This is a genomic window from Streptomyces sp. 8N114, from assembly GCF_052245835.1.
GTDB lineage: Bacteria > Actinomycetota > Actinomycetes > Streptomycetales > Streptomycetaceae > Streptomyces.
Genome location: NZ_JBQQBT010000008.1, coordinates 30,751 through 42,080, shown reverse-complemented (window position 1 = coordinate 42,080; position 11,330 = coordinate 30,751). Strand labels below are relative to the sequence as shown.

At 69.9% G+C, this 11,330-nt stretch carries 11 protein-coding genes; 4 read left to right on the top strand and 7 right to left on the bottom strand.

From position 1 onward, the window contains the following. Positions 1 to 93: 93 nt before the first annotated feature. Positions 94 to 726, top strand: coding sequence for a TetR/AcrR family transcriptional regulator (locus ACTWQF_RS18715; RefSeq protein ID WP_443280620.1), 633 nt, complete (start codon positions 94 to 96; stop codon positions 724 to 726). 297 nt (positions 727 to 1,023) lie between these two features. On the opposite strand, the gene ACTWQF_RS18710 is transcribed toward ACTWQF_RS18715, so the two are convergent. The 7 genes from ACTWQF_RS18710 to ACTWQF_RS18680 form a co-directional block, all read right to left on the bottom strand. After that, positions 1,024 to 2,208: an RNA polymerase sigma factor gene (locus ACTWQF_RS18710; protein ID WP_443280965.1), complete on the bottom strand. Its 1,185-nt coding sequence runs from the start codon at positions 2,206 to 2,208 to the stop codon at positions 1,024 to 1,026. 8 nt (positions 2,209 to 2,216) lie between these two features. After that, on the bottom strand, positions 2,217 to 2,624 hold the full coding sequence (locus ACTWQF_RS18705; protein ID WP_443280618.1) for a YciI family protein: 408 nt from the start codon (positions 2,622 to 2,624) through the stop codon (positions 2,217 to 2,219). Between the two features lie 180 nt (positions 2,625 to 2,804). Beyond that, positions 2,805 to 5,828, bottom strand: a complete 3,024-nt coding sequence (locus ACTWQF_RS18700) for a helix-turn-helix transcriptional regulator (RefSeq protein WP_443280616.1) — start codon at positions 5,826 to 5,828, stop codon at positions 2,805 to 2,807. Positions 5,829 to 5,945: 117 nt separating this feature from the next. After that, complete coding sequence (locus ACTWQF_RS18695) at positions 5,946 to 6,092, bottom strand: hypothetical protein (RefSeq protein WP_443280614.1); 147 nt, start codon at positions 6,090 to 6,092, stop codon at positions 5,946 to 5,948. A 478-nt stretch (positions 6,093 to 6,570) separates the two neighbouring features. Next, on the bottom strand, positions 6,571 to 6,936 hold the full coding sequence (locus tag ACTWQF_RS18690) for a TIGR02611 family protein (RefSeq protein ID WP_443280964.1): 366 nt from the start codon (positions 6,934 to 6,936) through the stop codon (positions 6,571 to 6,573). Between the two features lie 455 nt (positions 6,937 to 7,391). Next, positions 7,392 to 8,111, bottom strand: a complete 720-nt coding sequence (locus ACTWQF_RS18685) for an ABC transporter permease (protein WP_443280612.1) — start codon at positions 8,109 to 8,111, stop codon at positions 7,392 to 7,394. A 37-nt stretch (positions 8,112 to 8,148) separates the two neighbouring features. Beyond that, positions 8,149 to 9,033, bottom strand: coding sequence for an ABC transporter ATP-binding protein (locus ACTWQF_RS18680; protein ID WP_443280610.1), 885 nt, complete (start codon positions 9,031 to 9,033; stop codon positions 8,149 to 8,151). A 166-nt stretch (positions 9,034 to 9,199) separates the two neighbouring features. Between ACTWQF_RS18680 and ACTWQF_RS18675 the strand changes: the two genes are divergently transcribed. From ACTWQF_RS18675 to ACTWQF_RS18665, 3 genes are read left to right on the top strand one after another with little or no spacing between them, the layout of a single operon-like run. Then, entirely contained in the window at positions 9,200 to 9,418 is a 219-nt protein-coding gene (locus tag ACTWQF_RS18675; RefSeq protein WP_443280608.1) for a hypothetical protein, read from the top strand. A gap of 22 nt (positions 9,419 to 9,440) precedes the next feature. Beyond that, a complete protein-coding gene (locus ACTWQF_RS18670; RefSeq protein ID WP_443280606.1) occupies positions 9,441 to 10,619 on the top strand; it encodes a sensor histidine kinase in 1,179 nt (392 codons plus the stop codon). Then, entirely contained in the window at positions 10,616 to 11,218 is a 603-nt protein-coding gene (locus ACTWQF_RS18665) for a response regulator (RefSeq protein WP_443280605.1), read from the top strand. Before ACTWQF_RS18670 ends, ACTWQF_RS18665 begins: the two co-directional genes overlap by 4 nt. Positions 11,219 to 11,330 lie beyond the last annotated feature (112 nt).

Here is an 11,330-nt window from a genome sequence, read left to right as displayed (position 1 = left end):
AGCTCCGCCGGGCGGAGCCGGTGTACGAGTGCGGCCCGCGCCGAGAGCGATACTACACTACACCGTGCAGTGTAGAACGGCTAAGATGTGCCCATGCCGACCACGAAGACACTGCGCGAGGGGTCCGCGCGGAAAAGGGCCGCCATCCTCTCGGCAGCCCGGGAACTGTTCCTCGCCGACGGCTTCGACCGGTCCAGCGTCGACGCGATCGCCGCCCGGGCCGAGGTGTCCAAGCGGACGGTCTACGACTACTTCGGCGACAAGCAGACGCTGCTGCAAGCAGTCGTCGACGCCATCGGCCAGTCACTGATCACCACGATCCGGCGCACCCTCGACGACGCCCTCACCGACCACACCGAGGCGGCCGACCTCGAGGACGCCCTGGTCACGTTCTCGATGCGCATCGCGACCGACATGCTCGGCTCGGCGGAGTACGCAACGCTGCAACGACTGGTCCGGGCGGAATCCGGCCACCTGCCGCACCGGGGCTACAACTCCATGGCCGACACCCCTGACGAGGCAATTGCCGAGCGGTTCGCCGCCTTCGCCGCGGCCGGGCTGCTCGACGTCCCCGACCCCCGACTCGCCGCCGACCAGTTCATCGCGCTGACCTTCGGCGTCGCGCTGGACAGGCTCGGTTCCGCGAATGCCGCGGAGGACACCCGCGTCCGGCCACTCGTCGTCGAGGGAGTGCGGACCTTTCTCCGGGCATACCGAACCATGTAGGGACGGCGCCCCGTCAAAGGCCGCGTACGCGGCGCGCGGGAGGCTCAGCGCCGGTTTTCGTAGGTCCCCTCGCCTTCACCAAAGATCATCACGGCGCGGGACGAGGCGCGCGGCCCACTTCGTGGTTGTAGAGCGCGCCCGGGGGGACGCCCAGCAGCTTGGCGATCGAGGCGATCGAGCGGCCGGGGTCGGGCAGCAGTTCGCGAGCGGCACGGATGACTTCCTCAGTGGCGACGGTGGGGCGTCCGCCGACCCGGCCGCGCTTCCAGTGCGGCGGGAAAATCCGAGCGCGGCCCGTCAGCGACCTCGGCGGGCGTTGAGCCGGGCGGCTTGGCGCGTCAGGTGGTCGCGCTCGGCGAGGTTGGGTGCCTTGTGGGCCGCCTCGGCGTACAGCCGTGCCGCCGTCGCCAGGTCGCCGTCGCGCTCGTGGAGGTACGCCGCCACCGCGGCGTGGCGGGGAATGGGGTATCCCCTGCTCGAGCGGAGCCGAGAGCTTGGGGAAGCGGCGTCCAGTTCGGCGAGCGCCGCCAGGCCGGCGCGCGGTCCGTCGGCCTCCCCGACGGCGACCGCCCGGTTGAGCCGGACGACCGGGCTGTCGGTCAGGCGCACCAGCTCGTCGTACCACTCGACGATCTGCACCCAGTCGGTCTCCTCGGCGGTGGGCGCGTCAGCGTGGAGTGCGGCGATGGCGGCCTGGGCCTGGAACTCGCCCAGCCGGTCGCGGGCGAGGGCCGACTGGAGGATCCCGACGCCCTCGGCGATCAGCGCAGTGTCCCACCGGCCGCGGTCCTGCTCGGCGAGCGGCACCAGGCTGCCGTCGGGCGCCGTCCGGGCGGCGCGCCGGGCGTGATGGAGCAGCATGAGGGCGAGGAGCCCGGCCACCTCGGGGTGGTCGATGCGAGCCGCGAGCTGCCGGGTGAGCCGGATGGCCTCGGCAGCGAGGTCGACATCGCCGGAGTAGCCCTCGTTGAAGACCAGGTAGAGGACGCGCAGCACGGTGGCGACGTCGCCGGGCTTTTCGAACCGTACGCCGGAGACAGTGCGCTTGGCCCGGCTGATGCGTTGCGCCATCGTCGCCTCGGGCACCAGGTAGGCCTGGGCGATCTGGTGAGTGGTCAGCCCGCCGACGGCGCGCAGCGTGAGCGCGACCGCCGATGCCGGGGTCAGCGACGGGTGGGCGCACAGGAAGTAGAGCTGGAGCGTGTCGTCCACGGCCGGCGCGGGCCCGGGTGCCGGTTCCTCGTCGAGGCGGTCCTCCCGTCGGCGGCGGGCGGCGTCCGACCGGGCCTGGTCGAGGAACTTGCGCCAGGCCACGGTGACCAGCCAGCCTTTCGGATCCCGCGGCATGTCGGCCGCCCAGACCCGGAGCGCCTCGACCAGCGCGTCCTGCACGGCGTCCTCGGCCGCCGCGAAGTCGGCTCCGCGGCGGACGAGGACGGTGAGCACGCTCGGGGTGAGGCTCCTGAGCAGGACCTCGTCCATCGGTGACGTCACTCCGTGATGGTGGGCGGCTCGCCGTAGAACGGGCGCAGCTCGAGCCACTCGTGGATCGGCTTCCCGCCCGCCCCGGGGGCGGCCGACAGTTCCCCGGCCAGCTCGACGGCGCGCTCGTAGCTGTCGACGTCGATCACCATCCAGCCGGCGATGAGGTCCTTGGTCTCGGCGAACGGGCCGTCGGTGACCGGCGGGCGCCCCTCACCGTCGTAGCGGACCCACGTCCCCTCGGGGGCGAGCGCCTGACCGTCGACGAACTCGCCGGTCTTCTCCAGCCGGGCCGCGAAGTCGTTCATGTACTGCACATGCGCCGAGATCTCCTCCGGGCTCCACTGGTCCATCGGCACGTCGTTGACCGGAGCCGGGGCGCCGCGGTAGTGCTTCAGCAGCAGGTACTTGGCCATCGTGGTTCTCCTCGGTGCTCGCGTGCGACCCATTGTGGTCGCGTTCACCCCGGGGACGGAGCCGGACGCGGGTTCTCGACATCGCCGTCCGAATTTTTTTGGGCTGTCGTGGATGAGCGGATGGACAGGGACAGGGGACAAACTCCCGGTCCCCATCAAGCTGTGGACCTCAGCGGAGCGTCACTCGTCGAACGCCCCCAGCCGATGCGCGATGGCCGCCGCCTCCCCTCGGCCTGAAGCTCCCAGCTTGGCCAGGATGTTGGAGACATGCACGCTGGCCGTCTTCGGCGAGATGAACAGCTCCTCCGCGATCTGCCGGTTGCTCCGCCCGGCGGCGACCAGGCGCAGCACGTCCCGCTCCCGGGCGGTCAGCCCCAGCGCCGCCGCCGGTGCCGGGGGCGGGGCCGCCTCCGCGTCGGCCTGCTGCAGCGGGATCCGAGCGCGGCCGGCCAGCGTGGTGATCTCCGTTTCGAGCGGCGTCGCGCCCAGCTCGCGCGCCACCGCCTCGGCCTGCCGCAGCAGCTCACCGGCCGCTCCGCGGGACTCTGTGCCGCCCTGGGTGATCAAGGTCTCCGCGAACCGCAACCGGGCAACGGCAAGTGGCGCCGGGGCCTCCAGCTGCTCGGTGGCGGCGACGGCCTCCGTCCAGAGCGCTGTGGCGTCCCGGCCCTCGGCGGTGAGCAGTTCGGCCTCGGTCATCAGGGCGTGCGCGGCCCACAGAGGTACGAACTCGGGCAGGCCCTTCATCGCCTTACGGATCCGTTCCACCGCCGCCTCGCGGCCCGGCTCGGCCACTGCGAGCCTGCGGGCCCGCGCCTCCGCCGCCGCGGCCTCGTACAGCAGCGGCCAGCCGTAGCGCTGGTGGCCGGGGGCGATGGCCTCGCCGACCGCCGTATCCAACAGGGAGCGGACGTCGAGGATCCGGCTGTCGGCAGCCGCCAGCGCGATGGCGAGCCGAGCCCCGGTCAAGGTGTGCTGCGGCTCCGGGTAGGGGCCGGTGGTGGAGCTGCCGGACTCCTCCAGCCATCGCCGGGCTTCGTCATACGCGCCCCGGGCCAGAGCCAGTTCGGCCCTCTGCTCGGCGATCTGCCCCCGGATGCGGACGCTCACCCCGCGACGGGCGTCGGCCCGCTCGAGCACTTGGTGGGCGTCGGCCCAGCGACCGAGCTGGATGAGGGACTCGGCGAGGTTGCCGTCGATGAACGAGGCGGTGTCCGGCAGCCCGTGCCGCTCGGCCAGCCCGCTGCCCTTCTCGGCGGTCTCGACGGCCTCGGCGTAGCGGCCGATGCCGTGCAGCGCCGTGGAGAGGTTGCCGTAGCCACGCAGCAGGACGTTGGCGTTGCCCGGTTCCAGGTCCCGGGCGCACACCTCGCGGGCCTGCTCGAGCCCGCCCTCGACGTCGCCCGAGTCGATCGTGAGCCAGGCCAGCGTGTGCTGCGCGGTAAGGCCGGTGATCTCGGCGCCCGTCATCCGGCAGAGCTCCACCGCCCTTTTCGCAGTCTCGATCGCCGTCGGCCCCGGCCGGTGCACGAGGTACCAGTGCGCCGCATGCGTCAGCACATCGGCGTGTACGACGGACGGCGGCAGGCCCTCCAGCAGCTGCTGGGCGTGGGCGATCTCGTCCCAGCCGTCGGAGCGGGACAGGTCCCGCATCAGCTGGTAACGCTCGGTCCAGAACCAGGCCGCTCTCAGGCGGTCTCCCCCGTCGGAACGCGGGGACGGGTCGCCCTCCAACTGGCGCAGCGCCCGCTTGCAGAGGGCGAGCGCCCGCTCCCGCTCTCCCGTGAGGCGCGCGGCGACGGTGAGCGCGGCGAGCAGGTCCACGAAGTCCCCGGGCGTCTCCGCGGAGATGGCCGGACACAGGCCGTCGTCGACGGCTTGCCGCATCGTGTGGTGGCGCAGCTCCTCGGGGGTGTCGTCCCACAGCTCCAGCGCCCGCTCCAGCAGAACGTACTGCTCGGCGAACGCGTGTCGGCCGCGGGCTGCACCCGCCGCGGCGATCACGGCGGGCAGCGCCCTGGCGGGGTCGCGCGCTTCGAACCAGTAGCCGGCCAGCCGCCCGGCCCGCTCCTCGGACCGTACGAGCGTGGGGTCGGCCTCCAGCGCCTCGGCATAGCGGCGACTGAGCCGGGAGCGCTCGCCGGGCAGCAGGTCGCCGACCACGGCCTCGCGCATCAGCGCGTGCCGGAAGCGGAAGGACTCCCCCTCCTCGGAGGGCTGCAGGACCGCGGCGCCGACAGCGGTACGCAGGGTCTCGATCAGCTCGTCCTCGGCGAGGCCGGTGACGGTGGCCAGCAGCCGGAACTCCACCTCCGAGCCACCCCCGGCGGCGATCCGCACCATGCGCTGCACCTCGTCCGGCAGTGCCTCGACCCGGACCAGCAAGAGGTTGCGCAGGGAGTCGCTGATGCCGCCCGGGGAGCCTTCGCGGATGCTGCATGCCAGCTCCTCGACGAAGAACGCGTTGCCCTCGGAGTGTTCGAAGACCCGGTCCAGCACCTGCTCAGGCGGGTCCTCGCCGCGGATGGCGGCGAGCTGGCGGCGAACCTCGGCGCGGTCGAAGCGGGGCAGTTCGAGGCGGGTGACGGTGCGCAGCCGCTCGTACTCGGCGAGGGCGGGGCGAAGGGGGTGGCGGCGGTGCAGGTCGTCGGCGCGGTAGGTGGCGACGATGAGCAGGCGGCCGTGGGTGAGGGCGCGCAGCAGATAGCTGAGCAGCTCGCGGGTGGAGCGGTCGGCCCAGTGCAGGTCCTCCAGGGCCAGGACGAGGGTCCGGTTCGCGGCGAGGCGCTCGAGGAGGCGGACGGTGAGCTCGAAGAGCCGGGCACGACCGTCGGTTTCGGGGCGGCCCCGGTCCATCTCGCCGAGCTCGGGCAGCAACCGGGCGAGCTCGCCTTCCTGGCCTTCGACGGCGGTGTGAAGCTCTGCGCCGAGCTGGCGGCGCAGGGAGCGCAGGGCGGTCGAGACGGGGTGGTACGGCAGCGCTTCGGCGCCGGTTTCGACGCAGCCGCCGAGGGCGACGACGGCCCCGTCCGCGGCGGCCCGGCCGAGGAACTCCTGAATCAGCCGGGACTTGCCGACTCCGGCCTCGCCGCCCATGAACACTGCGCGAGGCCCCCCGGCGTTCGCCCGGGACAGGGCCTCGCCGAGGGCAGCCAGTTCGGCACTGCGACCTACGAAGACGGGGCTTATGTGACTGCTGTGCACGGTGCTGAGCATCGCACGCCGTACGAGGTGAGGGACAGCGGGCTCGGCTGCGGCGGTGACCGCCGTAGCCGAGTTCCCGGGCCCGTGACGTCCTTGCTCCGTCACGCCGTCACGCCGTCACGCCGCGCGGAGGTAGTGCTCACGGCTGTCGGCGGCGGCACGGGCCGCCTTCGCGGCCTGCTTGGCCTCGCGGGCCAGGCGGCGCTGCGCTGCGCGGGCGAGGAAGTCGGCCTGACGGGCGGCCTGGAGCTCGTGGTGCATCATGACGCTCTCCTTGGACGAGCTGGTCTCTGGCTGACTTCAGCGTCGTTTCCAAGGTGAGGGCGCCACATCGGGAGACTTCCGCATCTTGCCGCACGGGGGCTGCCTTAGGCGTGAGGGTGACGTATCCCTAGAGGGCGGCGGAGTCCGACGAGGCGGCATGACGACCCGGGATGGGTCGGTCCCGCGGGCGCCACCGTCACGAGGCCACCGCCAGATCGCTGGTGTGGTGCCTGCTGACGGCCCTGAACCTTACGTCCGAGTTCTGGGTTGAGCATTGCTCGACAGTGCGCGTAACACGTCGAGCAAGCCCCCGGACCGGCGCATGGCCGGGCACAGCGAGCCGGGCAAGGACGCCGAGGACCCAACGACCATGTGCCATGACGAAGATGCTCCCGAAGAGGCGGTCTCCCTCGCACGATCGAGCCCCGGCGAAGAGTCGAAGCTCCTCGCTCCCAAGCCGGAGCGCCGAGCGCGGAGTTCAGCGGTTGATCTCCCAGGGCATGACGAAGCCGTACTGCCACAGGTACACCGACACAAGGGCGGCGCAGATTGCGGCGCCGACTGTGGTCAAGGCGATGTTCCGGCGGCGGACGCGCGGGTCCAGGGCGCGCCGGGTGGCCTCGGAGACCTTGCGTTTCGTCCAGCGAAGCACCAGTTGGGCCCAGACGAACTCGGTGGCCCATATCGCCATTCCGGCAAAGATCACCAGCCAGCCGGGGCCGGGCAGCGGCAGCATGATCACACCGGCGACGACGACGGCGAGGCCGATCGCAAAGACACCGACCTGCCAGCCGAGGTGCAGCGCCCGGGAGCGCCTGATGAACTCCGGCGCCTTGGACCCCAGTGGCTTCTCGTCAGCCGTGGCGTCCTGATCCGAGCGCTCGTCAACCCGGTGGAGGGCGGTGTCGGCCGGATAGGGGCCGGGGACCCGCTCGTGACTCTCTGTTTCCGTGTGGTTCGTCACCTGAGATCAACCCTTGATAGATGCTGCAGCTGTCACTTAACGGCAGTGTCACTTAAGTGACAGATCACGTAAGTGTTGTCCGCCTGCGAAGGCCACATCAAGCTGAGGCGCGCACCAGGACGGGCGGGGCACGGCGATGGTCCACGCCCGCGAGATCGATGCCGAGCCCCCCGACAAAATACATTTGGCGCTGCCCGGCGACGCACCTCACCCAGATCAACATCACCGTGCCCCTCCACCGTGCACGCGGGCTGCGGGCCGCCTGCCCGATCAGACCAAGGTGGCGGGCTGCTGGGGTGTGCCGGCGCCGATGGGTGGCCGACTCCGAAGAGCGGTCATCGGCGCGGTTCCCAGCGGAAGAGGCGGGAAGCCAGTGCGACGGCGACGATGACCCAGCTCAGTGTGGGCAGCAGCAGAGGCAGGGAGTCTGCCACGGGGACGCCGCCGTTCCATGCGTTGAGGACGAGCTCGGTGGCCGAACCGGAGGGGAGGAGCCGCTTGAGCAGGGTGAGCTCCTCGGTGCCGCTGATCCCTACCCAGGTGGAGACGCCGATGGCGCTGAGGCTGATGGGCAGTGTGGTCACCTGGGCGTGCTCGGGGGAGTTGGTCAGTCCGGCCGTGGCCAGCCCCAGGGCGAGCATCATGATCACCGTTGAGAGGACTGCTGCCGCCAGGAGGAGCACATTGGTCGGCCCGCCGGCGACCGCGGCCAGCACGGCGAGGATCGCGACCACCTGGACGAGTGCGAGGACGGTGACCGGGAGCATCAGCCCGAAGAGAATTGCGGCGTCGCTCGCCGGGGTGGAGCGCAGCCGCTTGAGGAAAAGGTTCTGACGGCGCGAGGCCAAAGTGGTCACCGTGGTGGTGTAGAGCCCGAACGCACCCACGGTGAACACCACCACCGCCGCGATGTATCCGAGGCTGCCCAGGTCCGCAAAGACTTCGTGCCGGTAGATGAAGAACGCACAGGGCGCGATGGGAAGGATGAAACTGGTGAGCAGAACCAGCCGGTTACGGAAGATCTGGATCAGCTCGCTGAGAGCGATGGAGAGCATGCCGAAGGTCCTTTTCCTGGGAAATTCCGGGAGTGGTCTATTCGCTGCGGATGGAGCGGAAGACGTCGTCGAGCCGCGTCGGTCCGGCTTGGAGCTCCCGCAGCTCTACCGCGTTGGCGTGCGCCCAACCGAGCAGGGTGTGGAGGTCCTTCTGCAGGGCGAAGGTCTCGATGAGGAACTTCCCGTCACTCTCGCGCGTGGCCTGCAGCGGTAGGGCCGGTGCGGGGGCCGGAAGGGAGAAGCGGACAGCGGCCGGAAGGGTCTGCGTCAGCTCGGCGACGGTCCCTTCCTGGTGGAAAGTGCCCTTGTGCATGAGTCCGATGCGATCGGCGCGCTGCTGAGCTTCTTCCAAATAGTGCGTGGTGAGCACGATGGTGGATCCGTCTTCGCGCAGTGTGTCCACGGCGTCCCACAGAGCGTCCCGGGACTGGATGTCCAAGCCGGTGGTGGGCTCGTCCAGGAAGATCAGCTCAGGGTTCCCGTACACGGCGGTGGCGAAGTCCAGACGTCGCTTCTCACCGCCGGAGAGCTGGGACACCTGGGTACCGGCCTTGTGCGTGAGGTCGACGACGCTGAGTACGCGTTCGACCCTGTCCGTGCGCTGGGAGAGTTTCCCGATCAGCTGGACCGATTCCTTCACCGTCAGATCCGGGGAGAATCCGCTCTCCTGCAGCATGATGCCCATCCTGGGCCGCACGGCGCGCCGGTCGCGCGGGCTCTGCCCGAAGACCCGCACGGTGCCCGAGGTGGCCGTACGGTGGCCCTCGATGATCTCCAGCGTCGAGGTCTTGCCGGCCCCGTTCGTGCCGAGCAGTGCGTAGAGCTCCCCCTTCTCGACCTGGAAAGACAGGTCCTTCACAGCGTGGAAGTCGCCGTAACTCACGTTCAGACGTTCTACTTCGATGACTGGTGTCGAGGTCATGCATCGATCTCAGCCGTCGTCACGCCCGTCCGGCAGTGGCGTGGTGTCAGCACAACGCCATGACATTCCTGGGCGCGAACCCATGACGCAGTGTCACTGGTGCCGCGCACGGAGCCGGAAGAAGACTGCGGGGCAGACTCTGCTGTTCGATCACGGAGAGCCGCATATGGACACCAGACCCCTGCGCATACTGCTGACGGCCAACGTGGCCGTCTTCCTCCTGGTCTGCGCAGTCTTCTTCGCCCACCACCTCGGCGTCGGTCTCTACCCTGACGACATGGAGTCCTGGCTCGAGAACAACCAATGGCTGATGCGGACGGCCGCGGCCCTCACCGTGCCGAGTGCTCTGGCGATCCCGCTGCTCAGCGTGAAGACTCAGCGGTGAGGCCGAAGCGGGGGAACACGTGATGTCCGAGCACCGTCCGGGGACGCAGGAACGGCTGCGCAGACTGAACGTCACCACGATGGTCGTTGTGACCGCTTCCGTAGGGACGCTGCTGGTCGCGGTCGATGCCCGGACGTGGTGGCACGCCGTCATCCTGAGCCTGAGCGTGGCCGCGGCGCTGGTGGCTTCCATGCGGTGGACAGCGGACGGCATCCCCCGGGTCGTACTCCCGTGCCTGATCGTCACCGCGGTGGTGTGGCTCGCCGGGGTGTTGGTGGTGGGCGGCCATACGGCGTTCTTCGGCATCTCCGTCGTGGGCCCTCTGTACGCCCCCAAGCTGCCGCGCCACCGCGTCGTGGCCGCCGTCGGGCTGATCGCCTTCGTCGCCGTGGCGGGCTCGGCCAGGCTGCTGGTGTCACCGGCAGATGTGCTCGGCGTCCTGATCCCCTATGTCCTCATCCCGGCAGGTGTCATGGTGGTGGTGACCGGCAGCATGTTCGCCGGCCAGGTCTTCTACGACCTCGTCGAGGAGCTGGAGCAATCACGAGAACGCGAAGCGGAGCTGGCCGTCATCCGGGAACGCATCCGTTTCGCCAGTGACCTGCACGACATCCAGGGCCACACACTGCACGTGGTGAAACTGAAGATCACGCTGGCCGAGAAGCTGGTGCGCAGCGACATCGAGCGGGTGGAGGAGGAACTACGGGAGGTGCACGCCCTGGTCAGCGACACCATCACCCAGACCAAGGAGCTCGCCTACGCACAGCGTCGGCTCAACCTGTCCGTGGAGCTGGAGAACGCGAAGAACCTCTTCGAAGCCGCGGGCGTCCGTGTGCGCGTCAACCGTGAGGCGTACGTCGATGAGAGCATCAACGGGCTGCTCGGCCAGGTCCTCCGCGAGACGACGACCAACATCCTGCGCCACGCGCAAGCCACGCGGGTGCGGATCACTCTCTCGGAGTCGGGCATCACCATCGTCAACGACGGCGCGCGGGAGGCTCCCATTCCAAAGCTCAGCGGACTGGCCACCCTCAAGGAGCGAGTGGCCGACAGCGGAGGCGAGCTGACGGTGGAGCAGAAGGACGGGCGCTTCCTCACGGCTGCGGCGTTCCCCTGCCTTCGCTCAGCGACGCCGCCCTCCACGGCGCGGAAGAACTCAGCGGCGCGGAAGGACTCAGCGGCGCGGGAGGACGATCGATGACCACCGTGGTACTCGCCGACGACGAGGCTCTTCTCCGTAAGGCCCTGGCGGCGTTGCTGACTCTCGAAGGCGAGATCACCGTGCTCGCCGAAGCGCAGGACGGCGAATCGGCTGTACAGGCCACGCTCCAGCACGAGCCCGAAGTGCTCCTCATCGACTTGGAGATGCCCGGGGTGGACGGACTGGGCGCTGTCGCGGAGATCCGCCGTGCGCGGCCGGACCAGGTGATCCTCATGCTGACCCGCCACGCCAGGCCCGGGGTGCTCCGCAAAGCCCTGAAACTCGGAATCCAGGGCTTCGTCAGCAAGTCGGCAGAACCCGCGCACATCACGTCGGTCATCAACACTCTGCACGAGGGCAAGCGATGGATCGACCCGGACGTCTCCGCGCTTGCCATCGTCGACGACTGCCCACTCACCGACCGGGAGATCGACGTCCTGCGTACGACCGGCGACGGGTACTCCGTCGCCGACATCGCCACCCGCCTCCACCTGGCGGAAGGCACCGTACGCAACTACCTCTCGAACGCCATGCAGAAGACGCAGACACGAACCCGGCACGAAGCAGCGCGCTACGCCCGTGAACACGACTGGCTGTAGAGGCGGGCGGAGTTGGTGCCGGCACGGCCACGCCGGGCGTGCGTGCGGCGCGAGTCGGAGTGAGCAGTGCGGGTAGCGCCATGACGCGGGGATCGTGTGTTCCTGGTCCTGG